Below are 26,566 nucleotides of genomic sequence, written 5' to 3'. Positions count from 1 at the left end.
AAATGGAATCTTTTGCTCGTCGTTTCAATAGCGATGATTATTATCAGGTGCTGTGGACGCTAATGTTAATGGCGGTTCTGATATTACTGGTTGGCATCGGCTTTCGTTCGCCTTGGCCTGCTGATGAACCCCGCTTTGTCGAAGTTGCACGTGAAATGGTGACTTCTGGTCAATGGCTATTTCCTACTCGAGGTGGCGAGTATTATCCCGATAAACCGCCTGTCTTTATGTGGGCAATTGCGTTGTTTTACCAATTAACGGGCGATCTTAAAATCGCCTTTCTGTTGCCCAATGCGCTATGTGGATTCATTACTCTGTTTCTGGTCTATGACCTGGGTTCGAGATTGTGGAATGTCCGTGTCGGACGTAATGCCGCGTTATTATTATTAATCGTACCCCAGTTTTTGATGCAGGCTAAGAATGCCCAAATTGATGCCATGGTGATGTGCTGGATAACCTTAGGCTGCTATGGGTTAATTCGTCACTTTATGCTGGGCGCTCATTGGCGTTGGTATTTTGCAGGCTGGGGCTTTATGGGGCTTGGGGTGATTACCAAGGGCGTGGGTTTCTTGCCTTTATTGATGTTACTGCCTATTGCTCTGTATGCCTTTAAAGACCGTACACGTTTCCAAGGGCGCTTAACCTGGTTGTGTCTGGTGGGGCCATTGGTGATGTTAGCAGTCATCGCCTGTTGGCTAGTGCCTATGGTGTTAACGGTGCAATCGGTTGGTACTCCTGAGCTTATTGCATATCAAAACAATATCTTGTTTAAACAGACCGGCGAGCGTTATGCCAATGCCTGGCATCATATCAAGCCTTGGTACTTTTTTGTTTTTAGCGTGATCCCTTGGATGTGGTTCCCTATCTCTTTGTTGGTGGTTGCTTATTGGAAAACTTGGGTACAGAAAGTGAAAGCTGAACCCACTATTGCAATTTTGCTGATTTGGGTCGCATTAGTGGTGCTGTTTTTCAGTATTAGTCCGGGTAAACGTAACGTCTATATTTTACCGGCACTGCCCATGTTGGCCTTGGCTAGCTCGGCAATTTTAACTGGGGTCTCGCCTAAGGTCTGGTTTGAAAAGCTAGTCAGTGGCTTATTGTGGTTCCTTGGTGTGGTGTTGCTTGTGGCTGGCGTACTTGCCTACATTCATCATCCCGCTGTGGCTAAGGCACTTGCCGATTATAGTGCCGATCTCACTTATATTAGCTATTTGTTTATCACCTTGGGTGTGCTGTGGCTGGGGCTGCTTTGGATATTGAGAGCTAAGTTTGCCTTAATTAAAGTGGGTGTTGTTTCGGTTTTGGGCTGGGTGCTGATCAGCACTTGGGGTTATAGTCTACTCGATGATATGCGTACTCCAAGAGAGCTGATGAAACATACCGCTGAAGTCATTGGCGAAGATGCGCAGTTAGGGCTGATTAAGTTTAAAGAACAATTTATTTTGTTTTCGCCCATGAGCGTGACCCATTTCAGTTACCTGAGTTCGGTGGAAGAGCAGCAACGCAATGCCTGGGCCTGGATGAATCAGGCTCCGAATCGCTATGTATTGGTACGTAGTGATGGCGAGCTGAGTTGTTTCGATGTGGCTGGAGGACGTAGTATGGGTGTAGCGCATCGCGACGAGTGGATTTTATTATCGAGTGACAATATGCAACCCGAATGCCCTAAACCTGAGAGGGAATATCAGTATTTTACCGATCATCCCGGCCATTGGTTAAAAGAGTAGTGTGCTCAGTAGAGTAAGCTGGTTGAGTTAGTACTAAAAATGCCTGCAATTGCAGGCATTTTTTATGGAGAAACTTGTATGAGTTATACCAATCAAAGTAAATTAGTGATCAGCCCGTTTGTAACAGAAAAGGTTAACTAGCAAGAATGATCAGATAATTACTGCGATTGGTATTACTTCGTCTGACACAGACTACAAAACACAGTAGCGCGCTGTCCTAGCTTGATTTCACTTAGCAGATGACCACATTGAGTACAGGTTTCACCACCGCGGCCATACACATGTAGCTTCTGCGCAAAATAGCCGGGTTTACCTTCGGCATTGGTGAAGTCTTTGAGGGTGGTTCCCCCTTGTTTAATGGCATTGGCTAAGATCTGTTTAACTTCGACCACCAATAGCGTTAAGCGTTCGGTATCGACCTTACCAGCCTCGGTTTGAGGATGAATGCCTGCTGCAAAAAGGGCTTCATTAGCATAGATATTACCCACGCCCACCACGATATGATTATCCATTAAACATAGCTTTATGGCTTTTTTCTTACCTTTCAACGCCTGAGCCAGGTGTTCTAGATTAAAAGCATTAGATAAAGGTTCTGGTCCCAACTTTGACAGCAAGGGATGAGCTTGTTCTGGTAGTTCACACCAGAGCCAAGCACCAAAACGTCGAGGATCATTAAAGCGGAGAATCTTGCCGCTGGCCATTTCTAAGTCGATATGATCATGCTTTTCCGGCGGGGTGGTTTTAGGCAAGATCCTGAGACTACCCGACATCCCCAGATGCACTATCGTTGTGCCCGCATCAGTGTCGATTAGCAGGTACTTTGCGCGGCGGCGAACGTTGCGGATTGTTTGCCCGACAATCTGCTGAGCTATCTCAGGGACAGGCCAACGCAGTGATCCATTACGGACGATGAGCTTAGTAACTTGTTGATCGACAAGGTGAGGAGAAACCCCTTGGCAGGTGACTTCGACTTCGGGTAATTCAGGCATAGGTTACTCGTTATTCTGTTTGGCATCTAATATGGGATCGAGTGCGCCACGTAAGCTGGGGGGGATTTGATACCAGTTTCCTGCAGGGGATTTTAATAAGCCTTGCTGCGGGTACATTAACCATAGCTGAGGTGTGGCGACCAGTTCGATTTGGATAACGAGTTCATGGGGAGTGGATTCTGGAGGGATTAATTTCTCGATGGGAGAAACTAAAATATTGCTCCAGGCTTCACCCCATTCGTCGCAGTTGAGAACGCTTGCTTCGCAGTGCCAAGAGAAACCACCCTGACTGAGCCATAAATCATTATATTGCAGCTGATAAAGTGGCGCCGCCTTATCGAAGAGTGGCTGAGCTTGTTCCGGAATATTGGGAGTATGATTATCCAAAAACGTCAGAATAGCCACCATGCTGACGGAGGCTAAAATAATGATGTTGTTCCATTTCCTACGGGATAAAGCCATGTTGGCAATCACTCTTTTCACTCGTTATTGAGTCGAGTTTATCACCGAAATCCCATTAGCGACAAAAGTGACTGCTAACCACCAGTCACATTCATGAATCGTAGGATTTGGACATCATTTTCCTGACCAAAATGGTGCTCTTTCGGCTTAAGCTTGATGGCATCGAGGATCGCCTGTTTTAGACGTTCTATGTCGCCTGGGTATTGGCGTACTATCGCTTTAAGATCGACCGAGTTTTCATTGCCAAGACAGAGCAGTAATCGCCCCTCAACGGTAACGCGCACGCGATTACATTCATGGCAGAAATTATTACTGTGTGGCGAGATAAAGCCCACATGAATATTGCTGCCGGGCATGGTGTAATAACGCGCTGGACCACCGGTACGCTTATTTGACACGCTTAATGGATAGCGCTGGCTGATAATAGTTTTAACTTCATCGCTGCTGCAATGGCGACTTTTTTTACGCTCATCGATGACCCCTAGTGGCATCTCTTCGATAAAGGCAATGTCCAGTTCGCGACCGCGACAAAATTCGATCAAATCCAATACTTCATCGTCGTTCTGTCCGCGTAAAATGACGGCATTGATCTTGATACGATCGAAGCCCGCCGCTTTGGCAGCATCAATTCCGGCGATGACGCGGTCGAGTTTGCCGTTACGTGTCAGCTGGGTAAATAGCTCAGGCTTTAAGGTGTCTAGGCTGATATTTAATCTACTTAGCCCCGACTGACGCATCTTGTCGGCAAACTTAGTTAGTCTGGAACCATTAGTGGTCATCGACAACTCTTTAAGGCCGGGAAGCTCGCCTAATAGTTTGACCAACTGGTCGCAATCGGTGCGAACCAGTGGCTCGCCGCCAGTGAGTCTGATTTTTTTGACGCCGAGTTCGGTAAAGGCTTGGCCAATCCAGGCCAGTTCTTCTAGGCTTAATACCTGCTCTCTGTCGAGAAAACAGGGATCTTCGCTCATGCAGTAGACGCAGCGAAAATCACACCTGTCAGTCACCGAAAGGCGTAAATATTCTACGGTGCGGCCAAAAGTATCGACAATCAAACTCATTTAAAATTACCTATAAGCGCTGAGCCATAAGCTCAGCTCACTGCATCATGATTACAATAGATCGGCAAAGGGCTGGATATAAACGGTATCGCCCGGTTGTAGTTGCTCATCTTGCTCGCCGATAATGATTAGGCAATTACCTTTTACCATAGAGCTGAGCATGCCAGAGCCCTGAGCTCCAGTGCTGGTGACATGCAATTTGCCGTCACTGCCTAAGTGATAAACGCCACGGCTAAATTCGGTTCGTCCGATGCGGCTGCGTAATGTGCAGTCGGCAACCGCAGGTATTAAGTTAGGCGCCCATTCATTTTCACCCGCTAGCTTACGCAGCGCAGGTTGAACAAATTGCATAAATGACACCATTACTGCCACGGGGTTGCCGGGTAAGCCGAAGAACAGGCTATCGCCAATTTGGCCGAAGGCCAGCGGACGTCCCGGGCGCATATTGATGCGCCAGAAATTAATTTGGCCCACTTTTGCCAAGGCCAGCTTGATGAAGTCGGCATCGCCAACAGATACGCCGCCAGAGCTAATCACTACATCCGCTTGTTCGGCTGCACCCGTTAAGGCATCGATAAGCGCCGCTTCTGAGTCGTGGATAATGCCTAAATCGATAACTTCACAGCCTAGTTGTTTCACCATAGATTTAATGGTGAAACGGTTGGAGTCATAAATGCAGTTAGGTTTTAAAGGTTCGCCCGGCTGGCAGACTTCATCGCCGGTTGAGAATACTGCGACTCTCGGTTTACGGTAGACAGGCAGTTGGCCAAAACCTAAAGAGGCAAGCATGCCCTGATGGGCCGCTTGCAGACGATGCCCTGCGGCAAGTGCGGTCTGATCTTTTGCAATATCTTCACCAGCTTGGCGAACATGTTGGCCTAAGCTGATGTCACCTGAAAAGCTGACTTTATCTTCAAGCTCTTGTACGAGTTCTTTCATCTGCACAGTATCGGCACCAATGGGTACCGGTGCGCCAGTCATAATACGTACAGCTTCGCCATCGAGTAGTGTCGCTGGATAACTGTGGCCAGCCATGACATCGGCAACAATCTTATATTCTGTCTGCATCGGCTGGCTAAATTTGAACGCATAACCGTCCATAGCCGAATTGGTGTGCTGCGGCACATCCACAGGTGAAATGGCATCTTGAGCCAGAACTCGGTTGTTGCAGTCATCGATAGCATGTTGCTCAATATCTGTCACTGGCTTTACATAGCTAAGAATATTATCTATCCCTTGCTTGACCGATAAGGTCTTATTGCTATCGAGTTCGCAACCGCATTCTGGCGCCGCTTGCAATGGTAATTGAGTCGTGGTGGGTTGCCACTGCTTAGCATAATCGATAACAAAATCGGCAATTTGGCCGACATTATTAATGTCCAGACGGGTTAATTCTGTTGGTAACACAGTGTCATCACAGCAGGCGATGGCCTGAATATTGGCATCATGAGTATGGATAAAAGGTTTGCCATGGGAAGCACGGTGCAGTTCGATTTTGGGAAGCTCCAGCTTTTTGAAGCCTTCGACTAGCACGATATCGACTTTATCTTGCTCAATTTGTTGTAGCAGATGAGGCAGAGACGGGGCCTCTTTGACCAAGTCTTCAGTCATAAGCGCCCAGCGAACATGAGAGGCAACCAGCATCTGTCTGGCACCCGCTTTGCGCATTTCGTAGCTGTCTTTACCGGGAATATCGACGTCGAAATCGTGGTGAGCATGTTTAATGACGGCTAAACGTAAGCCACGGCGATTGAGTTCGGGGATCAACTTTTTGAGTAAAGTTGTTTTGCCTGTGCCGCTATAGGCACAAAATCCGAGAACCGGGATCGACAGTGGATTGTTAAACGGTATGCTCATGTACACCTCTAAATTTAGTGGGCAATTGCCTCAGATAGCTGTTGTTTTTGTTCTGGGGTATTAACGTTGACGAAGGCATTTGGCTGGTCAGAAAATTCACATACCACACAATGATGTTTGGCATACCAAAAGTCGATTTTTCGCTCGCCAGCATCTAAAAAGGCCTTCATCGATGCACGTAATTCTGGCTTCATCAATAACACCACGGGTTGTTCGCGTTGACCATCACTTGCGACTGCCATTTCGGCATTATTTTGCTTGATTGCCTCTAGCATTCGAGTGACCAAGTCCAGTGGTAGCAAGGGGCAGTCACAAGGTACGACTAACAGATAATCAGCTAGGGTATGACCCATTGCGGTGATCATGCCAGCCAGTGGCCCGAGATAACCCGAATCTTCATCGCTTAATACTTTAAAGCCAAGCTCAGCATAATGGTTTTGATTACGATTTGCGTTGATCAGGATCTCCTTAACTTGAGGTTGTATCCTGTCAATGGCGTGTTGGATCATAGGTTTGCCATTAAGCTCGACTAAACCTTTATCGTTACCACCCATGCGCCTTGCCATTCCTCCGGCGAGGATCACCGCATCAACTTGCTGAGACATAATTTAATTCCTGTTGAGTTTGACCCACGACGGAGAGAGACTCTGTGGCTGAGTCAAAATGATCGATACCTTGGGCGTGAATCAGCCAAACCTGATCACACAGGCTGGTGAGCGAGCAGCTTTGGTGGCTACTGATCAGCATTCCCGTTCCTTGATCTTTTAAATTACTGATCATATTTAGCACCAGTTGTTGCGAGTATTTATCCATATTGGAAGTGGGTTCGTCCAGCATCAGTAGCTTAGGTTGCATTATCCAGGCTCTGGCAATGGCTAAGCGCTGGCGTTCACCACCAGAAAGGTCGGCACTTTGCTGTGACATTAACGAACCCAGCTGTGCCATCTCAATGGCGATTTGTGTACGCTGGTGGATCTCTTGATTAGAGAGCTGACAAAATGGCTGCACATAACCTAGGTTGTAGGCCACTGAACCATCAAATAGATAAGGATGTTGGTGTAAATAAACGGCTTTACCTAGTAGCGGATTTCGTCGCCACCAGTTATCAGCGCCAAAGCCTTCGGCCTTAATATTGCCTAGGCTAGGTTGCTGCAGACCGGCAAACAGCTTCATCAAGGTGGTTTTGCCTGAGCCATTATCGCCTTGAAGATGGATCGTTTGCTGCTGCGATAGGCACAGTTTATCGAAGCGATACAACAAGCGATCGCCGAAACGCATCTCTATCTGGTTGGCCGTCACTTTGACCATATGCTAGTGGCTCCTCGGCTCGGCTTTGCCTCTTAACGTACCCAAGGTAAAGTTAAGTATTAATGAGAGGATGAGTAATACAAGACCCAAGGCAATCGCTTGGGCAAAATCGCCTTTGCTGGTTTCCAATGCAATAGCGGTCGGAATATTACGGGTAACATCGGCTATGTTACCACCAATCATCATAGAGCAACCGACTTCGGTAACAATTCGACTAAATGCCGCCACAATCGCCATCAAAAGTGGCACCTTCAGTTCACGGCAGACAACCCAAATCGATCTTAACCAAGAGGCTCCGAGAGTACGCGAGGTTTCCCAGGCGCGTTTGTCGACGCTCGTAAATGCGGCTTGGCTCATGGCGACTAAGACGGGGGCACAGATCATCATCTGACCCAGTATCATGCCTTTTTGAGTAAATAACCATTTAAGATCGCCTAGCGGGCCCATGCGAGTAAGTAGCAGGTAACCTAATAAGCCGATGACAACGGTGGGAATAGATTGCAAAGTTTGTACTAAGTTAGTGACAAACCAACGGCCGGGAAAGCGGGCAAATGCCAGCATGAAACCCAGGATCAGCGATGGCAGCAAAGTGATAGCCAATGCTGCAAATGACACAAAAAAAGAAACGCTTACGATAGACCATACATCAGGGTCTAAAGAAAACAGCAGGCGCAATGCCTGCTGTATCAGGGCTAACCAGCCTTCACTCATTCTTTATAAGTTGCCTTAAATAGTTGCTCACCTTGAACGGTGTAGCTGTTAATCATGTTTTGTGCTTCATCACTGATTAACCAATCACTCAATGCTTTAGCACCTTTGTGGTTAAGATCAGGATATTTTTCTGGGTTGATTAGCATGATTTGGTATGGATTAGCTAATGCTGCGCCGCCATCATAATCTACTGCTAAATCTAACTTGGCTTTATAGGCTACAAAAGTACCACGATCAGATAGGGTATAGGCTTGCAGTTCGTTTGCCATTAACAGTGTTTTACCCATACCTTGACCTACGGAACGGTAACCACTGAAGCTTGGTTCTGTTTTCGCCGCTTTCCAAATAATCAATTCTTTCATGTTGGTGCCAGAGTTGTCACCACGAGAAACAAACCCTGAGCCTGAGCTGGCTATTTTAGCAAAGGCTTCTTCTGCTGTCTTACTACTACGGATCTTAGCTGGGTCATTTTTAGGGCCCAAGATCACAAAATCGTTCTCCATAATACCGCGAGGAGTCGTGCCATAACCTTCTGCAACAAACTTAGCTTCGGCGGCTGGAGCGTGAGTCATCACTACATCAACGTCACCTTGGCGTGCAAGTTTTAGCGCCTTACCTGTACCGGTAGCGATTACTTGAACGCTGTAGCCACTTTCGGCTTCAAACTTAGGTAACAGGTGCTTGAGTAGGCCCGAGTTTTCAGTGCTGGTGGTCGTCGCAAGTTTGATCACTTCCTGCGCTTGTGCTGAAAGACTTATTGCGCCAGCGATTAACGCTACGCTAAAAATGGTTTTAAGGTTTAACATTGTTGCTCCTTGGCATGATTAAGATAACGCGATTTGCCATATTCACGTCGGCTGGATTATTAATTGCAGCTTAAAAACAGCAAAAACAGTGCCAATAGACAATTCCACCTAAAAGCATCACAGCTTGATATCAAAATGTGAACTAGATCCCAAGCTAGGTAAAATTAGCCCAGACATAATGTCCCAGACTCTGATTCCTATGGTTCAGCATGACCAATTTGCTGAGCTTTGATGCTAGAATCAAACCAATATGAGTCAAAATGTCCAAACGAGACAATATGAGCCAATCGAATAAAGAGATGAAGCCGCTTCCTTCTGCCGTATCGGTATTGATCGTCGATGACGAACCAGGCATGCGCAGTTTTTTGAAGAAAGCCCTGTCGAAAAAGTTTGCCTTAGTCGAAACCGCTGGCAGCGTCGAAGACGCGGAACAATTGCGCAGCCGTTGTCACTTCGACTTGTTGATCGTCGATATTCGCCTGCCGGGACGCTCGGGGATCGAATGGGATGAGGCGCTTAATGATCAAGAGCGGCGCTCCGATATTATCTTTATGACTGGCTATGCCGATATGGATGTGGCGATTAAGGCATTAAGAGCCGGTGCCTCTGACTTTATTATGAAGCCATTCCATCTCGAGCAGATGATGAAGGCGGTAGATCGTTGTATCGAACGACGTCTGCTGAAGCGAGAAAACTTAATGCTGCGCCGCGAGATGTCCATTGGCCACTCTTCGACGATTATTGGCAGCAGTGATGCGATGACAGAAGTTAAGCAGGTTATCGAGCGCGTGGCTCCAACCAATGCGGTGATTTTAATCGAAGGTGAGTCTGGCACTGGTAAAGAGTTGGTGGCGCGCCAGCTACATTTATTAAGTGGCCGTCAGGGGCCATTTGTTCCTGTTAACTGTGGCGCTATTGCTCCTGAATTATTGGAGAGTGAACTGTTTGGTCATGCGGCGGGGTCATTTACTGGCGCTAAGAGTAATCGTGAAGGTTTATTCAGTTTTGCCTCTGGCGGCACCATTTTCCTCGATGAAATTGGTGAGATGCCGCTGAAGATGCAAACCGCACTACTGCGAGTGTTAGAGCAGCGCACGATTCGTCCTGTGGGCAGTGAGAAAGAGACTAACATCGATGTGCGTGTGTTAGCGGCAACTAACCGTAAGCTTGCCGATGAAGTGGAGGCGGGTAATTTCAGGCGCGACCTCTTCTATCGCCTCAATGTGTTGGATATTGTCATTCCACCGTTAAGGGAGCGCCCCGAAGATGTCGTAGAGTTAACTCATCACTTTACCCGCCAGTTGGCTTCTGAGTTGGGAGTGAAGGAAGTGGTGTGGAGCCATGAAGACATGCTTAAGCTGCAGCAACACGAGTGGCCGGGCAATATTCGTGAACTGCGAAATATGATTGAGCGCTGTATCTTGTTGGGTAAACCCCCTGCCGAATATTGGAAGCAGCAGCCTAAAGCCGATGCAATGACCGAGTCGGGCTACCCCTTAGATTGGCCTCTAAAAGAAGTTGAGAAACATCATGTTACTGCGGTGGTTGATCTGCATCAGGGCAATAAATCGGCAGCAGCGAGAGATTTAGGGGTGTCACGGAAAACCTTAGATCGTAAATATAAAGAGTGGTTTGACGTTCAACATAGCGAGGACGACTAAGTTGTCACTGTTCTCTGGACTATTTGGGCTAAGTTGGCAGCAGTTACAGGCGAAGGTGCGTTATCGCATTCTGATCCTTACTCTGTTGCCTATCTTACTGACTCTAGTCAGTTTAGTGTTTATCACCATTTATTGGAACATTAGCTACACAGGTAAGCAGCTGTTTATGAAAGTAAAAGCTGACCTTACTGTGGCGAGCAATACCTTGATTGCGGTGCAAGAAAGGCAGGAAAACCAGCTTGAATTAGTCATGGGTTCTTGGGAGTTTCAAAATCAGTTTCGCAATATTGATAGTGATACTGAGACCAGCCGAAAGCAGATTGAAAACTTACTGGAACAGAAAAAAGCCAAGCTAAATCTAGACTTTTTACGATTGATCAGCATTGCCGATGCCGCGGCCGACCCTGATTTGCGAGTGATGTTGCCTAAAATCGAAAATAAAGGCGCAGTCTCAGGATTAATGGTGTTACAACCACAACGTCTGAGCAGACTCTCTGCTGAATTAGAAAGCAAAGCGATTATCAAACTGGTGGACACGCCAAGATCGCAAAAGCCTGCCAAAGAGGTAGAGAAGCGTGGCATGTTAAGCCGTAGCCTGTTGCCTATCTACGGTGCCGATGGCAGTTTAGGCTGGTATCTTGATGGCGGTATTTTATTGAATCGCGACATGCGGATTGTCGATCATATTCGTGATCTGGTTTATGACAAAGGTACTCTGCCTGAACGCTCGATTGGCGCGGTAACCATCTTCCTCGATAACACTCGCATTAGTACCAATGTTCCCTTGAACCAATTTCCTCAAGGCACTGAAGCTCAAGGGCGTGCCTTAGGTAGCTTGGTGTCGGAAGAGGTCAGACAAAAGGTGTTGATCCAAGGTTTGCTATGGGTTGACAGAGCGTTTGTGTATAACGATTGGTTTATCTCGGCTTATGCGCCGCTAAAAGATATCCGTGGTGAGCGGATCGGTATGATTTATACCGGCTTCTCAGAGTCGCCTTTTATTCACAATTATCTGCTAAATATTATCGAGCTCGGCACGATTCTGATGCTGGTCTTACTGGTTTCTGGTTTGTTGGTTTACCGTGGCGCTTATAGTCTGCTGCAACCGATTGAACGGATCCATCATGTGGTCAAAGCAGTACAGTCGGGGCGTAATCTGCGTATCGGTTCGCTGGGGCTAGAGCAAGACAATGAGTTATCCAATCTGGCGGAACAATTCGACCGTATGTTGGATCTGTTGCAGAGACGCAATACTCAGATCCAGGCTGCGGCTGAGCAGCTTGAAGTCAAAGTGGAAGAGCGTACTCGCAGTCTGCAAGAAAAAACCGATGAACTGCAGCGTAATGTGGCCTTGCTGAATGAAACACGTCAGCAGTTGGTGACCAATGAAAAGTTAACCGCATTGGGTGAGCTCACTGCGGGTATAGCCCACGAAATCAATAATCCTACCGCAGTGATTCTGGGCAATATGGAGCTGCTGAAATTCGAGCTGGGTGACAAGGCAGAAGATGTCGAAGAGGAGATCGATATTGTTATTCAGCAGGTTGGCCGCATTAGCACCATTATTCGCAGCTTGTTGCAATACAGCCGGCCCGGTGAATTTAATGCCCCGTTGGAGATGCATCAACTGACTCCGATTATCGAAGAGATGCTGCTGTTAGTGCGCCATTCGGTACAGAAACAAGAAGTGATCCTTAATAAGCAACTCAATGCTAGTTACCCCATCGAAGTTAATCGACCTCAATTACTGCAAGTGTTGATCAATTTGGTGGTCAATGCGGCACATGCGATGGATGGTAAGGGACAAATTTGGATCCGCACCTATGATTGGCTACAAAGAGGTGAGCCCATTGGCGTTAAAATTGAGGTAGAAGATGAAGGTAAGGGGATACCGGAAGAGCAACTTGGGCGTATTTTCGATCCCTTCTATACCACTCGTAAAGATGGTACTGGCCTCGGACTTTCGCTGAGTTACGGCATTATCAAACGAATTGGCGGCACAATAGAAGTCAGCTCGACCGTGGGTAAAGGCACCTTGTTTACTGTGGGTCTGTATCACAAGGCCAAAGATGATCAGTTTAACCCCCCTTATGAAGGCCTGCATTTTTCCAGCGGGATAGATAAGAAGTCTTAATAGCCAATAACTAATTAATAAAAAACGAAAAAAAAGCCGGAATATTTCTATTCCGGCCACAAAGAGTGTGTGAGCAATGTTGTGCTTGCGAACTCAAGGAATTAAGCAGAGATGAAGTGCTTAATGAACTGAGCTTTGGAACGCATCTAAATAGTAATCATTATCATTCGCGTTGGCAAGTTATTAATCGATAAATATGTAAATATTTACTAGTTAATTTAAAACTTTGTTTAAAAACAACTTGTTATCATTAATTGTTTCACCCTCTTTTTGTAATCCTGCAATCTTATATCCCTGCTGAATCAACATCTGTAGCATGGCGGCGAAGCGGTTATAGGTCTTAACTTGCATTTGATTAAAGCCATTGGCTTTGGCCCAAGCTTCCTGATCGGCAAGGAGTTGGGTGGCTAATCCCAGCTGTCTAAACTCAGGTAAGACTGCGCCTAACCAGCTATAAAATTGACCTTGCTGTTCGCTGTAGCCAACCTTAAATCCCACTAACTCACCCTCAACACGGATAAATTGCAGCAGCATGGGCCTATCTTGTAGGCGCTGTTGGATATCTTCTACTTGGTAACGGTTTTCGAACTCAGGAATTTGCTTAGCGAGTTCAATGATGGTTTGTAACAGGCTATTGTCGAGTTGAGTGTGGCGTTCGATAGCTATGGTGTACATCTGATTTCTCCAAATAACGACGCCATCAAGGCGGCACTTGGCTAATTAAAAGTGCCGCGATGATAGTCTAAAACAACTGGTCAGGCCAGTGTGTTGTCGCGATTTGTTGAACTGACTCGCAGTAGTCTATCTTGCAATACGCGCAGTAAAACGCCGTAGGCTGGTAGGAATAGGCACAAACTCACCAGTAGCTTGAACCCGTAGTCAACAGTGGCTATTTCTGGCCAGTGGCTTGCCATAAAGGGATCGGTCGAAGCGTAAAAGGCGACACTGAAAAACACTAAGGTATCGACAAGATTACCAATTACCGTCGAGGCCGCTGGGGCAATCCACCAGGCTCTGGCACTTCTGAGTTTGGCGAATACTTTAATATCCATGAGTTGGCCGACCAGATAAGCGGCAAAGCTGGCAAAGGCGATACGAAATACAAAGTTGTTAAATTCGGCCAGTGATTGAGCGCCTTGAAAACCGCCTTGATGGAACAGTACGCCAATTAAGTAAGAGATCACCAGTGCGGGTAACATGGCTTTGAGGATGATTTTACGTGCGTTTTGCTGGCCAAATACTCTAACAGTGAGGTCGGTTGCCAAATAGACAAATGGAAAGCTAAATGCGCCCCAAGTGGTATGAAAACCAAACAGTTGAAAAGGAAGCTGAACTAAATAATTACTGGCTGAAATAATCAGAATATGAAAGCTGACTAATAGCCATAGTGCGCGCTGTATTTGCGCTTGAGATAACATTAACATCTTGTGGCCTTTTTGGTGGTTAATGCGGGGTGAGGGAACCCGCTAAAGTGAATCGTGACTATCGAGCCGTTTTTAGTATTAGTAAGCTTAGCCGTTTGGCGATGCTTTATGTCCGATAGCGATAATTAATTTGGGCGGCAGATTATAGAGAATTAGTTGAAATGAGCAAGGTATATTCGGCCAATTTTTGTATTAATCGATAAATAAACGGTCAAAGCTCGGGTAAGGCCTAGACTTCGGTCAGGATCGACATGATGGTGGTAAGCTTGTTTTCCAACTCATTCCACTCGGCATCGGCTTCAGAGCCAGAGACAATGCCCGCGCCTGCAAACAAGTTTATTCTACCTGGTTCAATCAAGGCACTACGAATGGCAACGGCGAATTCACTTTCATATTTATTAAAATAGCCACAGGCGCCAGCGTACCAACCTCGGGTATAACCTTCACGTTGGCGAATAAAGTTGATGGCGGCCTCTTTAGGTAAGCCCCCTACTGCCGGAGTGGGATGTAACGCTTGCAGGATTTGAAAATCGCTCACACCGGGTTTGAGTTCGGCGCGAATAGAGCGGTGTAGATGTTGAATATGACTAAGCTTGAAAATTTTAGCTAACTCATCGGCACCGACATAGTTACTTAAAGGCGTCAGTGCATCGACAATGTGTTGTCTAACAAGCTGGTTTTCATGGCTATTTTTACTATCGTCCAACAGTTGCTGCGCTAATAGAGCATCTTCATGCTCATTTAAACCGCGAGTCGTTGTTCCAGCCAAGGCCTCGGTAAACACTTCTCGCTGACAGCGACGGTAGAGTCGTTCTGGTGTGCAGGAGATAAAGGCACTATCGGCATTAAACTGGAAGCCAAATTGAAAGCTGTTGTGATTACGTCCTTGCCAGCTGGCCAGCAGCATCCAAGGATCGACTTTTTCGTTGATCTCTAATTGAGTTAAGCGTGACAACACCACTTTTGGGGTTTGCTTAATAAATTTCTCTTGAGTGATCTGCTCAATCAACTCACGCCAGCGATGATGGTCGGGGCGATCGCTTCGGCTTAACAGATTAATTTTATTCGGCGGAGATAATGGCGCCGGTGGTGCCAGTTGTTCTAGGGCATCGACAGCCAGTTGGCGTTCATGCTCAATCTCACTCATCTCAATATTTAAATTAACCAACAGCTTGTATTCATTACCACTTCTGCGGAGTTCTATTCGCGGTAGAATGAAGTGAGCTCGGCCATATTCAGGCCAACAATCTGTATGTCGATCGAAGGCGACACCGCCGTAGTAACGGATCTCTTGGTTAGTGGATAAGCTACGTTGCTGCTGATAAATGGCACTCAGCTGATTATCGTCGACGGCATCTTCGAAAATAAAATGTTTACATGAGCCGATGGCTGCCACTTCCTCTTGGGTATCACGGCCACTCCAATAGACTCTTGGATAACTGGGTTGACTGGCTAACCAAGCGATAGACGGCAAGGGGCATACAGGCTCGGATAGCTGTATGATCGGCTCTCCATGCTGGTGGATGTCCAGTTTTTTAAGCTTGCTGATTAAGGTTTGTATAGCCTGATGCAGCGAGGGAACGCTCAAATAAAACTCCAACGTTATCGACAATTTCGTGTTTTGATGGCGAGTAAGCTTATAGCTCTCAACACTGAGACTTATTCATATTGGTATTAAGAATCTTTAGCACAAACTAATGTGCCAGCAAAAATGTGTCAAGTTACAGCCTAATAAGGTGTGAGCTTGGCCAACAATTCTGCTTTATCACCACTTTTCAATTCTGCCTAAAATTGAGTTATTTTGTCCGACACTTTGTCATTGATGGACAAATTGTCCACCTTGCCAGTCCACTTATTCTGACGAACGCTAAATTAGTCGATCTAAGTCATTTTTTGTTTTTCCTTTACTTGTCGTGTGATCGTTATCGCTGAACAATGACGTGTATCCGGTCATTAATAAGTAGAAAAAATGAAGATAGATCAGAAAGTAATCAAATTATCTTTAGTGGCATTGGCGGTAGGTACCAGCACAGGGGCTTTCGCTGATGATGTGGAAAGATCGCCGATTTTAGACGTATCTGAAGTGATAGTCGTGACAGGTCAGAAGCCGACAACAATCCAGCAAACGACAACCACTTGGAGTATCAGCGAAGATGAAATCGCGGCGCTCGGAGCACAAACCTTAGATCAAGTTTTGAAGAATGTGCCAGGCGTATTTGTTCGTGTGGGTGGACAAGGTACGCCTCGAGTTGATATTCGTGGTTTTAAATCTCGTCATGTTATCTATCTGATCAATGGTGTGCCAGCCAATGGCGCCGAAGATGGTCAATTCGATCCCAGTGTTATTCCTGCTAGCCAAATTGCATCTGTGACCGTCTCTGTCGGTCCTTCGTCTGTTTTATATGGTCCAGGCGGCGCCGGTGGTGTTATCAATATTCGCACCAAAAATGGTGATAACGCACCGATGCTCTCAGGCCGTTTAGAAGGGGCTGAAAATGATACCTTCAATGGTGATATCACTGCCGCGGGTTCAGGTGATAAGTGGCAGGGATTAATCTCTGTTTCTCGTCAACAAACCGATGGGTGGGCGGTATCAGATGATCAAGTTGATACTAGCCTACAATACGGTGACACGCGCTTGAACTCTGATAAGGAAGTGACTTCCGTATTCGCCCAAGGCGGATATTGGTTATCCGACCGCACACAATTAATGGCGAATCTGAGCTATCGTGAAGGTGAATGGGGTAAGCCTGCGGTTGATGGTGTGATGAGCACCAAGGCTAAATATGATCGTGTTGATGATTATGACTCTCACACGATTCAGTTAGGCATGGCGCATCAGTTCAATGATTTACTCACACTGCGTGGTTTTATCTATGAAAACCAAGATGATGTGTTAGATAACCGTTATGTTGATGAACAGTTCGATACTTTAGAGCAGAGCCAAGAGGGTCGCTCGATTGTTCGAGGTGGTAATTTTCAGTTGATTGCCGATTTTAGCGAAGGTCAATTACTCACTGGCTCGGTGATTGCCGAGCGTCAAAGCTGGGAGTCAATCAATAAAGATGTGACTGCGAGTTCTGGTTCAGGCAGTGGCTCAGGTTCAGGCGGTGGTTCTGGCTCGGGCGGTGGCTCAGGTTCAGGTGGCGGTTCTGGCTCGGGTGGTGGCTCAGGATCGGGTAGCGGTACTGGCGGTGGCAGCGGTGAAGAGTTCGATGATGCTTCTTGGTTGTACACGGTCGCGGCCGAGTATCAACATGAGTATGACACTGTCGGTTACACCTTGGGCGCAGCGTTACATCAGCAAGATCGCGTAGTCGATGATGAGTCTGATTATTCGGCTCAAGCCGCGACTTATTGGCAGGCATTAGAGCAGACACGAGTCAATTTAGGTGTGGCACGTAAGGTACGTTTCCCCTCGATGCGAAACCTGTATTCCTTGTCTTCGGGTAATGAAGATTTACAAGCGGAAACCTCTAAACATGTTGAACTGAGTTTAGATCAAGGCATAGGTGCTAACACAGATTTGAATATTGCCGGTTATTACACTGATGCCGAAAACTATATCGCTAAAGATAGCCTTGGCTATTACCAAAACATGGGGCGTTATAAGTTTAAAGGGGTGGATGTTGCCTTGCAAAATCGTAGCATCGACGACCTTAAGCTGACCTTTGCTTATAGCTTCCTCGATACCGAAGATGAAGATGCAGCTCCTGGGCTCGATACCCTCGAATACCGTCCTCGTCATCAATTGCGTTTCCAAGCCGATTATGAGTTCAGCTTCCAGACACGTATTAATCTGAATGTTGAGCACATCATGGGACAGGTTTATCAGCAAACCCAGAAAGTGAGCGGCCAAAATATGTTAGTCGAGCAAGAGTTGGATGATTACACCTTGGTTGATATCAATGTCAGTCAGCCGATTTTAGGTGACAACCTAGCGGTTTATGTACGAGCCACTAACTTGCTTGATGAAAACTACTATCAGAGCGAGAGTCTGCCACAAGCGGGTAGACAAGTGTTTATGGGTATTACCTGGCAGTTATAACTAAATCACTATGCAGTTATTAGCCTTAAAGGATATCAGTTTCAATTATCGAATGGCGGCAACTCCGCTGTTCGATGAGCTGCAGCTGACGATTAATCGAGGCGACTGCCAGTTGATTTATGGCCCAACGGGCTCGGGTAAATCGAGCCTGTTAAAGCTGATGCTAGGGATTTTAGAACAGCCATTTAGTGGTGAGCGCTGTAGCAGCGAAGGACTCACGCTTGGGGTGGTGATGCAAGATCCTAATGTGCAGCTGTTAAGGCAAAATATTGGTGCCGAAGTGGCTTTCGCCTTAGAAAATCTAGGTGTTGCTGCTGACTTGATGCGCGCCGAAGTGACTAAGGCATTACGCCAGGTTGGCTTATATATCAGTCTAGATACACCCGTTCAACACCTGTCATTAGGTCAGCGATATCGATTGATGATTGCCGCCCAATTAGTACTTAAACCCGATATTTTGTTACTCGACGAGCCTTGGGCACAACTTGATGATCAAGGTGTACAAGAACTCTCGCAACTGATCCAAAAACTGCAATCTCAAGCTATGGCGATCGTGATCGTTGAGCATCAAAAGTCGGCATTTTTGACCTGTTCAACCCATAGATGGCAACTGCAAGCGGGTCAATTGATCCCCTATATTAACCAGCAGCCAGTGAATCAAGTGCTTGATATTAGAGCATTACATAGCCCTTCACAAATTGCAGAACAAGTGCTTGTGAGTCCAGGTTTTGCGGTACGTTTTAGCGATAACACCTGCTTGCTGGAAAGTGAACAAATCAGCCTCAATTCGGGAGAGATAGTCGCTCTGACTGGTGAGAATGGAACCGGCAAGAGCACCTTGCTCAAGTGCTTATCAGGCATTCAAGCCGATGTGGACAGTTGCAATATTAAATTGCTGGGCAAAAAGCCCAAGTTAGGTATTTACGGCGCCGAGCTGGCACTGTTACATCAGAGACCGAGTCGGCAGTTATTTGAAACTCGTGTGATAGATGAGATGCAATTTAGTCTCAAACGCTATGGTCTACCCCTTGAGCGTGCGGCCGAGTTATTGGCGGATTTAGAGCTTATGCATCTCATGTCATTATCGCCACATACCTTATCTTATGGTCAACAGCATCTGGTGGCTTTGGCTTCATTGGCGTGTTTGCAGCCCAAGGTGTTACTGCTTGACGATCCTTTTGCGGGCTTAGATGACAGCAGCTTTTTACTGGTGGCTAAGTTATTGCTGAAGCTTAGCGAGCAGGGCTGTGCCATAGTGATCGCCAGCCATAGACCGATAGCCCATCTGCCTATCGATAAAGTTTGGCACATTAGCGATAAACGTTTGCATACCTATAGCCCTAATGAATTTGCCCAGCATCAAGTTGCTAAGCAAGCATTATCAACAAGAGCGATGGGATATGCTTGTGTGGGCTAAACAGCGTAAGCAATATGCCGATCTCAATGCCAGTGCTAGCGTGGATTCCTGCCGATTTTGGGTGAATAGTCCCTCTTTGTGTGCCTTGTGCATTGTTTTTTGTTTAAGCCTTTCTAGTTGTGCCTTTTTTCTACCAAATTCGCAGCTGCCAATATTGGCGCTGATTAATTTTATTTTGCTGATCCAAGGTTATTTTCTCGGAGGCAAATTAAAAGGACTGATTGTCCTATTTAGTACTCAACTGACGATTACGCTACTGCTGTATATGTTGTTTCATGACAGTGAGCGAATTAATGAAGGTGTACTTGCGGTTGTGCGTATCTTGCTAGCGATTATTCCCGGCTGGTGGTTATCTATCACTTGTTCACCTCACCGAATTGGTGAGGTGCTGAGTTGGTGTTTACCCCATAAATGGGCGTTTGTTTTGGCGGCGTGTTTTAGTTTGTTGCCACGGTTAACTTTAGAAGTGAAAGAGATTTATCAGATGCAGGTCATGCGGGGGGCACAGATTCAGCCCAAGGATTTAAGTCGCCCCAAAAATTGGAGTGAACTGGCTTATTGTGTGTTGTATCCGCTATTGATTCAGTTATTGAAACTGTCGAAACAGATGGCATTAGCGGCGCAATTACGCAGCTTTGGTCAACATAAAAAGCCGACACATTGGCCTGAATAATGAGTGTGACCATAGAGAATAATAAGATGACAAATAAAGGCTTTAGTTTACAAGATGCGTTATTCATTGGCTTTTGCGCCACCTTGCTGGTGGCGCTGAAAGGTATGCTCAGGCTTAAACTTGGGTTAACGGGTCATTCGATGTTTCTGATGAGTTTCTTCTACTTAATTTGCTACGGTGCTGTAGGAAAAAAAGGCGCGATCACCGTCTGCGGTTTGTTAGCGGGATTGATTGCCATGATGCTCAGCGTAGGTAAAGGCGGCCCCTTTATTTTGGTGAAGTTTGCCTTACCAGCGGTCGCTATGGATCTGTGTTTATTTGTGCTTCCCACTGTTTTGGCGCTGAAATGGCGCTGCATCATTTTAGCGGTAGTCGCGACTTTCGCTTGGGCAAGCAAAGGATTTATTGAAGATTTACTCGTGGGTTTAAGTATTCAAGTGGCGTTATTCCAGCTCGGTAAAAGTGTGCTATTTGGCAGTGGTTTTGCCATTTTAGGCGCCCTGTTGGTGCCGCCAGTGTTGGGTCGTCTTCGCAGCCACGATTTGATTGATAATAAGGAAAGATAATGAAAAGCTCCCAAGGGTTGAAGTCTTGGCTGGTGTGTATCGATGATACCGATGATATAGGTACTAAAGGCACTGGTGAAATAGCCGAAGAGATCGCGGTTTTATTGTCGAATGATCAGCAGTTAAGTCGTTGTAGCTTTGTCACTCGGCATCAACTCTATGTTCATCCTGATATTCCTTATACTTCTCATAACAGCGCTATGTGCTTTCAGGTGAGAACCTCCTTGGTTGAAGAAGAGATCCTCAGTATTGCCGTGGCCCACCTAGTCAGAGAGAGCGCTAAGGCTGCCGACCCAGGAATTGCACTGTTAGATCTATACGCCGATGTCGATCATCAGGCATTAATTGAGTTTGGTTTGCAGACAAAGCAGGAAGTGAAAACCAAAGCCGATGCCTATCAATTAGCCGCGCAATTGGGGATCCATCTGTCTGAGCATGGCGGCACTGGACAAGGAGTGATCGGTGCACTGGCCGGATTAGGATTGCGACTGCATGGCAACGATGGTCGTATTAAAGGCCAGTTTAAGATCAAAGGCATTGCCGATGGTGAAGTTAACCTAAGCGTCGCCGAAGTGATTGAACAAACTGGTGTCGACAGAGTGCTTAGCGATACGGGAGAGTCATTGTGCATCAAAACCCCACTGGTGTTGTCGGGTAAATTAAAAGCTGTCTATCGCGATCATCAAGTGTCCTTGTTGGTGTATCAGCAAGAGGGAGTGTGGCGCAATGCGATTAAGCAGCAACTTAAACATTATTAGGGTAAACCTAGCTTAGAGAACCCAGATGCAGACTCAATTTCAACTTAAGCAACAAAGATGGTTACTGACGATTGTCGCCGAAGATTATCGAGCGAGTCGCAGTATTGCGGCCAATTGTCCACATTTTGTCGGTGACGATGAAGATGAGCAGGTAGATGATGTCACTCGCTCTTGTGTCAATTGTGCTTATCGCCGCTGGTTAACCGATGGCATTGAGTGCACCGCTTTAGCAACTTAAAGTCTTATTTATTATTGATAAATTGCCGAGTTCGTCGGCAATTTGCCTTTGTGAGTGTTGACACTTTTTAAATTGAGATGTCCATTTTGTTAAAATTTCTGGTGATCTCTGAACTCTAGACATACTATATCACCATTCGAAAGTATGATTTTTGTCGATGAATACCATCGGCAGTTTTTCATGCTTTATTTTTTCATCTTGTAGGTATCGATATTTTTTATCGATATGGATGGCAAAGTGGGCGATACCAACATAATAAAATTGGCCGTGCCAAAGCTGCGCTTAGGTATGTTTATTACCGCGATAGATAAAGCGGGAAAATTAAACATCAGCAAGCCGGGGCAGATAAAGAGCCATGATGATATAAAAAAGCTAGCGACCAGTGGCATTAATCATGTTTGGGTTGACGCTGCGCGCTCGACTGACAATTGTGGATTGATTAAATCCACTTCACTTCGGGCAATTAAGCCCAAGAAACCTACCCGAGAGCAAGGACAAGAGAAAGCCAAACGCCTGATGGCCGAAGCCAAAGGCTTAGTGCAAAAAGTCCTGTCAGAAACCTTTGAAGGCAAGGCAATTGAAGTTGCACCATTTGAAGATCTTGCCGACAACATGATTGAGTCGGTGATGCTCGATGCTGATGCCTTCAAATGTATTTCGGCGCTGCGATCCAAAGATGCTTACTTATTAGAACACTCGATTAATGTCGCCTTCCTATTAGTGACCTTTGGTAAATATCTGAACCTGCAACGGGAAGAATTGAAGCAATTAGCCGTGGGCGGCATATTGCATGATATCGGTAAGATTAAAGTCGATAACAAGGTGTTACATAAGCCGGGTAAGTTAACCCCGGAAGAGTTTGAGCATATGAAGCTGCATCAGGTGTATGCTCAACAGATCCTGGCTGAGACTTCAGGGTTGTCGAAAATCAGCCGAGATGTGTGCCTTATGCATCACGAGAAGCTCGATGGTAAAGGCTATCCGAATGGACTTGAAGGTGATGAACTTACCCTTTATGGCCGCATGAGTTGTATTGTCGATATTTTCGATGCGTTAACTGCCACTCGTTGTTATAAAGAGGCCATGAGTCCAGCCGCCGCGTTTAAAATTTTACTGAGTCTGACGCCATTTCATCTTGATCAAAAGCTGGTTTATGAGTTTATTCGCTGTGTTGGCATCTATCCCGTGGGCTCTTTGGTGCAGTTGTCTGACGGGCGGATCGGTATTGTGTGGGATGCCAAAGGTCGAGATGCATTACACCCGATCCTGAAATGTTTTTACTCGGTGAAACATAAGCGCTATACCGAAGTGACCATGATCGACTTGCTCAAGAGTGATCTCAATATTGAGCGCGGTATTTCTCCAAGTAGCCTCGAAGTCGACCCGACACCTTTCTATTAGCATTACCCGTTTTGTGCAGATCATCTGCTGTGTTAAATGCGCAGGGATAGGCTGCGCGCATCATAATACCAATCAAAGTAAATTAGTGATCAGATAATTACTGCGATTGGTATAAAAATGCTCACAAATCGTCGCCTTATCAGATTGCGCTATTTGATAGTGAAAACGGGTATTTGTCGATTTTGTGCTGCAGATAAATAATAGTCATCTATTTTTTTGCCCAAAGAAGAAGGAGGCGAAATGAAAAAATGGCTGATTGTTTTGTGCTGTAGCGCCTCTGTTGTGGCATCGATGCTGACTAGCGGTATGGCCCGCTCGTTTATCGACCTTATCGCATTTATCTCTATTTTAGCTTTAGCTTGGGAGCTGCACGACTCAACTAAAGTTAAGGATAAACACTAGCGATCCTGCACCAATAGCCCCCCAGAGTAGCAAACCTAATATCATAGGTTTTGCTCCAGCCTGCCTCATCTTGCTGACGGTGATTCCCGCCCCAATCAAGAATAAACACACCACTAAGGTTCGCTTAGCAATGGCGAAAATCAGTTCATAGGCCGCATCTCCTTGTGGCAGAAAATGGCCAATAGCAATCGCAACGCAGTAGAACAAAATAAAGTAGGGAATAGCAATTTCACGGCGATTACCACCAAATATCATGGCGCTGATCAATGCCAGAGGAATAATCCACAAGGCTCTGGCCAGTTTTACTGTGGTAGCTACCGTTAAGGCTTCATCACCATAAGCCGCCGCCGCACCCACCACCGAGGAGGTATCATGAATCGCGATGGCGCTCCAGATCCCAAAATGATATTGGCTCATTTCAAGCAGATGCCCTAAGGCAGGAAACAGAAATAGCGCGATAGAGTTGAGTACAAAGACTGTGGCTAACGCAATAGCCGTCTGCTGACTATCCGCCTTAATTGCCGGAGATACGGCGGCAATAGCACTACCACCACAGATGGCGGTTCCAGAGGAGATCATGTGGCCGAGTTTGACATCCAGTTGTAGCAACTTGGTCAATATGCCGCCCAATATTAGCGTAAATATGATCGAGCCTAATATTAGGGTTAAGTTATCGGCGCTGGCCTGCAATGCGCTATCGAGTTGGATGCCAAACCCAAGACCAACAATCGAATAGGCTAACAACTTTTTAGTGAGCCGATTAAGGTCAAAAGAGTGAGGCACTAACCCTAGGCTTGCGAGAGTAAAGCCTAATACTAAGGCGATGGGAGAGGATATTTGCGGCAATAAACAGATGAGACCACACACAATAAAGATGAGCTTAGAGGGCTCATCGATAAATGATTTAACAACAGATCTCATCAATACAGGGTCGCGTGTTACTGGCTAGCTTGGCAGTATACCCTCGGCACAGATTTGAATAAACTCATCAACCGAGTTATGACGATTAATTTTTTCGAATTTGGTCAACCGCTTTATCGATTTACGGCAGAAGCAACAAACTGCCTAAGCCGAGGAAGATAAAAAAGCCGACCACATCGGTCACAGTGGTGAGGATAACCGACCCCGCCACCGCAGGATCTATCTTCATCTGCTTTAGTACAAAAGGAATGACTGTGCCTGACGATGCCGCAGCCAGACTGTTAAATACAATCGCCACGAAGATGATGCCGCCGAGCGCCATCGACTCAAACCAATAACTCACCACCACACCAATCAACGCGCCGAGCACAATACCGTTAAAGGCGGCAATTTTAAGTTCTTTATCAAGTAATAGCCTTAAGTTGCTGCGTTTTAAGTGGTTTAGCGCGATACCACGCAAAGCTACCGCTAAGGTTTGGCTGCCGGCAATGCCACCCATGCTAGCCACTACTGGCATTAAGATGGCCAGCGCGACCACTTGTTGCAGGGCATCACCAAATAAACCGATCACCCAAGAGGCTAAAAAGGCGGTGAGTAGGTTGGTTGTCAGCCAAATGGCTCGCATTCTGGCAGCGACGGTGACTGGGGTGAATAGATCTTCCTCATCCTGGGCTGTTTCAGAGGCCAGCACTTCTAAGCTTCGCTCTTTAAGGCGTTGCATCAAGGTCGACACGGCTACTGCACCGATGATTTTGCCCTCTTTCTGCACTGGATACCAAGCGAAACCAGCCACCGGATTCAGGTGTTGAGCCGCCTTAGTAATGTCCTGTTCATCGCCGACAGTTTCCAGTTCGGTGAGGACCTCGCTCAGTGGCGTATTACCATCCACATGATATAGCTGCTCTAAGGTACAGGCACCATGATATTCGCCTTGGGCGTCGACGGCATATACGGCAACAAATTCACGTTCGGAGTGTTTGGCTAGTCGTTCGAGCACGCGACTGACTTTCGCCGTTGGCCGCGAACGTAAAATATTACTGTTGAGATAACGGCCCACTTCTTCATCTTGATAGCTCAGTGCCTGTAGCATCTGCTCTGTGGTGAGCTGCGCTTGCTGATCGAGATAATCATCGACAAAATCGCTAGGTAAGATCTCGGCGAAGGTAAGGATGTCTATTTCGCTGATGCGCTTGAGCAAGCCTTGTAGCTGCTCAGGTGACAGCATATCTAATACGTGGCGCGCCGTTTCATAATGCAACAGGTGCATGATGGGCCAGCCGCGATCTACGGGGATTTTGCGACACACTCTCGAACGATATTGTGCCGGAATCGACTCTAATAGATGGGCAAGGTCGTTGTCGCTGTATTCGCTAATAAAGCTGAGTGAGGGGACCTCCTGTTGTTCAGGATGGCTGACAATATCAATGACCCGAGCGAGTAGATCGTCGCGATGGTTCTGTTCGATCAGTGGCTCCTGCTCGGGTATTGTCATAGGTCTTTCCTTTATTTAAACAACTAATTCTTAAATATCATGCAATAGCGAGCAAGGTTTTGACAACTACTCTGCTGTAGGATCGTTAACCAAAAAACTTTCTGCAGGATTGACCAACACACGGTTACCCATGCCTTCACGGCCAAGCAGCATCAAGTAGGTCATATCTTGACGATTACTCAGAGTGAGTTCGATAGGCCATTGATTGTCACCAAGCTGTAGGGTGGTTTGGATCACGCAGCGCTGCTCGACTTCACCATTAGAAGATTTAATTCGACGTGAATCAAATACCGGCGCCTGACAGTGGACGATTTGTTCTAAGTTGTAGATATCAGGATGTAAATCGAATGACACATAGGGGCGGCCTTTTACCTTGATGCGCTTAAGGTTATCCACATGCAAGGAAGAGGTTTTGGCGCCAGTGTCGATACGTACGTGAAGATCGCTGATACCTAAGTCAGGTAGATTACAAGACTCGAGGTTGCCAATGATAATTTTGTTCATTTATTT

Annotated in this window: 25 protein-coding genes; 11 read left to right on the top strand and 14 right to left on the bottom strand. The window is 46.4% G+C overall.

Annotated elements, in window-relative coordinates; translation table 11 throughout:
- The first annotated feature begins 2 nt into the window (after nucleotides 1-2).
- Nucleotides 3-1,727: a glycosyltransferase family 39 protein gene (locus L1D21_RS13575; protein WP_239845805.1), complete on the top strand. Its 1,725-nt coding sequence runs from the start codon at nucleotides 3-5 to the stop codon at nucleotides 1,725-1,727.
- Between the two features lie 173 nt (nucleotides 1,728-1,900).
- Here L1D21_RS13575 and mutM read toward each other — a convergent pair whose 3' ends face one another.
- From mutM to L1D21_RS13535, 8 genes are all read right to left on the bottom strand, one after another.
- Nucleotides 1,901-2,716, bottom strand: a complete 816-nt coding sequence (gene mutM / locus L1D21_RS13570) for a bifunctional DNA-formamidopyrimidine glycosylase/DNA-(apurinic or apyrimidinic site) lyase (protein WP_239845804.1) — start codon at nucleotides 2,714-2,716, stop codon at nucleotides 1,901-1,903.
- Between the two features lie 3 nt (nucleotides 2,717-2,719).
- Nucleotides 2,720-3,178, bottom strand: coding sequence for a hypothetical protein (locus tag L1D21_RS13565; RefSeq protein ID WP_239845803.1), 459 nt, complete (start codon nucleotides 3,176-3,178; stop codon nucleotides 2,720-2,722).
- A 74-nt stretch (nucleotides 3,179-3,252) separates the two neighbouring features.
- Nucleotides 3,253-4,239: a GTP 3',8-cyclase MoaA gene (gene moaA / locus L1D21_RS13560; protein ID WP_239845802.1), complete on the bottom strand. Its 987-nt coding sequence runs from the start codon at nucleotides 4,237-4,239 to the stop codon at nucleotides 3,253-3,255.
- A gap of 51 nt (nucleotides 4,240-4,290) precedes the next feature.
- The gene (locus tag L1D21_RS13555) at nucleotides 4,291-6,096 is read right to left on the bottom strand and encodes a bifunctional molybdopterin-guanine dinucleotide biosynthesis adaptor protein MobB/molybdopterin molybdotransferase MoeA (RefSeq protein WP_239845801.1); all 1,806 of its coding nucleotides are present in this window, start codon (nucleotides 6,094-6,096) and stop codon (nucleotides 4,291-4,293) included.
- Nucleotides 6,097-6,110: 14 nt separating this feature from the next.
- On the bottom strand, nucleotides 6,111-6,701 hold the full coding sequence (gene mobA / locus L1D21_RS13550; RefSeq protein ID WP_239845800.1) for a molybdenum cofactor guanylyltransferase MobA: 591 nt from the start codon (nucleotides 6,699-6,701) through the stop codon (nucleotides 6,111-6,113).
- Nucleotides 6,685-7,404 (bottom strand): ABC transporter ATP-binding protein, encoded by a 720-nt coding sequence (locus L1D21_RS13545; protein ID WP_239845799.1) that lies wholly within the window; start codon nucleotides 7,402-7,404, stop codon nucleotides 6,685-6,687. The genes mobA and L1D21_RS13545 overlap by 17 nt, the downstream gene beginning before the upstream one ends.
- A 3-nt stretch (nucleotides 7,405-7,407) precedes the next feature.
- Nucleotides 7,408-8,115: an ABC transporter permease gene (locus tag L1D21_RS13540; RefSeq protein ID WP_239845798.1), complete on the bottom strand. Its 708-nt coding sequence runs from the start codon at nucleotides 8,113-8,115 to the stop codon at nucleotides 7,408-7,410.
- Complete coding sequence (locus L1D21_RS13535) at nucleotides 8,112-8,921, bottom strand: substrate-binding domain-containing protein (protein ID WP_239845797.1); 810 nt, start codon at nucleotides 8,919-8,921, stop codon at nucleotides 8,112-8,114. Before L1D21_RS13535 ends, L1D21_RS13540 begins: the two co-directional genes overlap by 4 nt.
- A gap of 278 nt (nucleotides 8,922-9,199) precedes the next feature.
- Here L1D21_RS13535 and L1D21_RS13530 point away from each other — a divergent pair, with 278 nt between their 5' ends.
- Together L1D21_RS13530 and L1D21_RS13525 are read left to right on the top strand one after the other, a co-directional pair.
- Entirely contained in the window at nucleotides 9,200-10,582 is a 1,383-nt protein-coding gene (locus tag L1D21_RS13530; RefSeq protein WP_239845796.1) for a sigma-54 dependent transcriptional regulator, read from the top strand.
- A 1-nt stretch (nucleotide 10,583) separates the two neighbouring features.
- A complete protein-coding gene (locus L1D21_RS13525; protein WP_239845795.1) occupies nucleotides 10,584-12,716 on the top strand; it encodes a HAMP domain-containing sensor histidine kinase in 2,133 nt (710 codons plus the stop codon).
- A 213-nt stretch (nucleotides 12,717-12,929) separates the two neighbouring features.
- Here L1D21_RS13525 and L1D21_RS13520 read toward each other — a convergent pair whose 3' ends face one another.
- The 3 genes from L1D21_RS13520 to L1D21_RS13510 all read right to left on the bottom strand — a co-directional run bounded on the left by L1D21_RS13520 (nucleotide 12,930) and on the right by L1D21_RS13510 (nucleotide 15,728).
- Complete coding sequence (locus tag L1D21_RS13520; RefSeq protein ID WP_239845794.1) at nucleotides 12,930-13,391, bottom strand: GNAT family N-acetyltransferase; 462 nt, start codon at nucleotides 13,389-13,391, stop codon at nucleotides 12,930-12,932.
- Nucleotides 13,392-13,471: 80 nt separating this feature from the next.
- Nucleotides 13,472-14,140: a 7-cyano-7-deazaguanine/7-aminomethyl-7-deazaguanine transporter gene (locus L1D21_RS13515; RefSeq protein ID WP_239845793.1), complete on the bottom strand. Its 669-nt coding sequence runs from the start codon at nucleotides 14,138-14,140 to the stop codon at nucleotides 13,472-13,474.
- A 229-nt stretch (nucleotides 14,141-14,369) separates the two neighbouring features.
- Nucleotides 14,370-15,728, bottom strand: coding sequence for an isochorismate synthase (locus L1D21_RS13510; protein WP_239845792.1), 1,359 nt, complete (start codon nucleotides 15,726-15,728; stop codon nucleotides 14,370-14,372).
- Between the two features lie 381 nt (nucleotides 15,729-16,109).
- Here L1D21_RS13510 and L1D21_RS13505 point away from each other — a divergent pair, with 381 nt between their 5' ends.
- From L1D21_RS13505 to L1D21_RS13470, 8 genes are all read left to right on the top strand, one after another.
- Complete coding sequence (locus L1D21_RS13505; protein ID WP_239845791.1) at nucleotides 16,110-18,188, top strand: TonB-dependent receptor; 2,079 nt, start codon at nucleotides 16,110-16,112, stop codon at nucleotides 18,186-18,188.
- 10 nt (nucleotides 18,189-18,198) lie between these two features.
- Nucleotides 18,199-19,605 (top strand): ATP-binding cassette domain-containing protein, encoded by a 1,407-nt coding sequence (locus L1D21_RS13500; protein ID WP_239845790.1) that lies wholly within the window; start codon nucleotides 18,199-18,201, stop codon nucleotides 19,603-19,605.
- Entirely contained in the window at nucleotides 19,595-20,278 is a 684-nt protein-coding gene (locus L1D21_RS13495) for an energy-coupling factor transporter transmembrane component T (RefSeq protein WP_239845789.1), read from the top strand. The genes L1D21_RS13500 and L1D21_RS13495 overlap by 11 nt, the downstream gene beginning before the upstream one ends.
- A 26-nt stretch (nucleotides 20,279-20,304) precedes the next feature.
- Nucleotides 20,305-20,844: a core component of ECF transporter gene (locus tag L1D21_RS13490; protein WP_239845788.1), complete on the top strand. Its 540-nt coding sequence runs from the start codon at nucleotides 20,305-20,307 to the stop codon at nucleotides 20,842-20,844.
- 17 nt (nucleotides 20,845-20,861) lie between these two features.
- The gene (locus tag L1D21_RS13485) at nucleotides 20,862-21,602 is read left to right on the top strand and encodes a DNA-binding protein (protein WP_239845843.1); all 741 of its coding nucleotides are present in this window, start codon (nucleotides 20,862-20,864) and stop codon (nucleotides 21,600-21,602) included.
- Between the two features lie 25 nt (nucleotides 21,603-21,627).
- Nucleotides 21,628-21,840, top strand: a complete 213-nt coding sequence (locus tag L1D21_RS13480; RefSeq protein WP_239845787.1) for a hypothetical protein — start codon at nucleotides 21,628-21,630, stop codon at nucleotides 21,838-21,840.
- 225 nt (nucleotides 21,841-22,065) lie between these two features.
- Nucleotides 22,066-23,241: an HD-GYP domain-containing protein gene (locus L1D21_RS13475; protein ID WP_239845786.1), complete on the top strand. Its 1,176-nt coding sequence runs from the start codon at nucleotides 22,066-22,068 to the stop codon at nucleotides 23,239-23,241.
- A 240-nt stretch (nucleotides 23,242-23,481) separates the two neighbouring features.
- Nucleotides 23,482-23,643, top strand: coding sequence for a hypothetical protein (locus tag L1D21_RS13470; RefSeq protein WP_239845785.1), 162 nt, complete (start codon nucleotides 23,482-23,484; stop codon nucleotides 23,641-23,643).
- Here the strand turns inward: L1D21_RS13470 and L1D21_RS13465 are convergent.
- The 3 genes from L1D21_RS13465 to L1D21_RS13455 all read right to left on the bottom strand — a co-directional run bounded on the left by L1D21_RS13465 (nucleotide 23,617) and on the right by L1D21_RS13455 (nucleotide 26,560).
- A complete protein-coding gene (locus L1D21_RS13465) occupies nucleotides 23,617-24,567 on the bottom strand; it encodes a putative sulfate exporter family transporter (RefSeq protein WP_239845784.1) in 951 nt (316 codons plus the stop codon). The two genes, L1D21_RS13470 and L1D21_RS13465, sit on opposite strands and share 27 nt — an antisense overlap.
- 118 nt (nucleotides 24,568-24,685) lie before the next feature.
- Nucleotides 24,686-26,056: a magnesium transporter gene (locus tag L1D21_RS13460; protein WP_239845783.1), complete on the bottom strand. Its 1,371-nt coding sequence runs from the start codon at nucleotides 26,054-26,056 to the stop codon at nucleotides 24,686-24,688.
- A gap of 66 nt (nucleotides 26,057-26,122) precedes the next feature.
- The gene (locus tag L1D21_RS13455) at nucleotides 26,123-26,560 is read right to left on the bottom strand and encodes a RimK/LysX family protein (RefSeq protein ID WP_239845782.1); all 438 of its coding nucleotides are present in this window, start codon (nucleotides 26,558-26,560) and stop codon (nucleotides 26,123-26,125) included.
- Nucleotides 26,561-26,566 lie beyond the last annotated feature (6 nt).

Origin of the sequence: Shewanella sp. Isolate11 (genome assembly GCF_022398315.1) — a bacterium.
GTDB lineage: Bacteria > Pseudomonadota > Gammaproteobacteria > Enterobacterales > Shewanellaceae > Shewanella.
The sequence above is the reverse complement of the archived record's forward strand: the minus strand, read 5'-3'. Positions and strand labels throughout refer to the sequence as shown.

What these genes read in the sequence shown, in the direction of transcription:
- L1D21_RS13530 (WP_239845796.1), top strand. Translation starts at nt 9,200, where the DNA reads ATGAGCCAATCGAATAAAGAGATGAAGCCGCTTCCTTCTGCCGTATCG.
- mutM (WP_239845804.1), bottom strand. Translation starts at nt 2,716, where the DNA reads ATGCCTGAATTACCCGAAGTCGAAGTCACCTGCCAAGGGGTTTCTCCT.
- L1D21_RS13555 (WP_239845801.1), bottom strand. Translation starts at nt 6,096, where the DNA reads ATGAGCATACCGTTTAACAATCCACTGTCGATCCCGGTTCTCGGATTT.
- L1D21_RS13470 (WP_239845785.1), top strand. Translation starts at nt 23,482, where the DNA reads ATGAAAAAATGGCTGATTGTTTTGTGCTGTAGCGCCTCTGTTGTGGCA.
- L1D21_RS13545 (WP_239845799.1), bottom strand. Translation starts at nt 7,404, where the DNA reads ATGGTCAAAGTGACGGCCAACCAGATAGAGATGCGTTTCGGCGATCGC.
- L1D21_RS13460 (WP_239845783.1), bottom strand. Translation starts at nt 26,056, where the DNA reads ATGACAATACCCGAGCAGGAGCCACTGATCGAACAGAACCATCGCGAC.
- L1D21_RS13475 (WP_239845786.1), top strand. Translation starts at nt 22,066, where the DNA reads ATGGATGGCAAAGTGGGCGATACCAACATAATAAAATTGGCCGTGCCA.
- L1D21_RS13500 (WP_239845790.1), top strand. Translation starts at nt 18,199, where the DNA reads ATGCAGTTATTAGCCTTAAAGGATATCAGTTTCAATTATCGAATGGCG.
- L1D21_RS13515 (WP_239845793.1), bottom strand. Translation starts at nt 14,140, where the DNA reads ATGTTAATGTTATCTCAAGCGCAAATACAGCGCGCACTATGGCTATTA.
- L1D21_RS13480 (WP_239845787.1), top strand. Translation starts at nt 21,628, where the DNA reads ATGCAGACTCAATTTCAACTTAAGCAACAAAGATGGTTACTGACGATT.
- L1D21_RS13535 (WP_239845797.1), bottom strand. Translation starts at nt 8,921, where the DNA reads ATGTTAAACCTTAAAACCATTTTTAGCGTAGCGTTAATCGCTGGCGCA.
- L1D21_RS13575 (WP_239845805.1), top strand. Translation starts at nt 3, where the DNA reads ATGGAATCTTTTGCTCGTCGTTTCAATAGCGATGATTATTATCAGGTG.
- L1D21_RS13540 (WP_239845798.1), bottom strand. Translation starts at nt 8,115, where the DNA reads ATGAGTGAAGGCTGGTTAGCCCTGATACAGCAGGCATTGCGCCTGCTG.
- L1D21_RS13490 (WP_239845788.1), top strand. Translation starts at nt 20,305, where the DNA reads ATGACAAATAAAGGCTTTAGTTTACAAGATGCGTTATTCATTGGCTTT.
- L1D21_RS13455 (WP_239845782.1), bottom strand. Translation starts at nt 26,560, where the DNA reads ATGAACAAAATTATCATTGGCAACCTCGAGTCTTGTAATCTACCTGAC.
- L1D21_RS13505 (WP_239845791.1), top strand. Translation starts at nt 16,110, where the DNA reads ATGAAGATAGATCAGAAAGTAATCAAATTATCTTTAGTGGCATTGGCG.
- moaA (WP_239845802.1), bottom strand. Translation starts at nt 4,239, where the DNA reads ATGAGTTTGATTGTCGATACTTTTGGCCGCACCGTAGAATATTTACGC.
- L1D21_RS13520 (WP_239845794.1), bottom strand. Translation starts at nt 13,391, where the DNA reads ATGTACACCATAGCTATCGAACGCCACACTCAACTCGACAATAGCCTG.
- mobA (WP_239845800.1), bottom strand. Translation starts at nt 6,701, where the DNA reads ATGTCTCAGCAAGTTGATGCGGTGATCCTCGCCGGAGGAATGGCAAGG.
- L1D21_RS13565 (WP_239845803.1), bottom strand. Translation starts at nt 3,178, where the DNA reads ATGGCTTTATCCCGTAGGAAATGGAACAACATCATTATTTTAGCCTCC.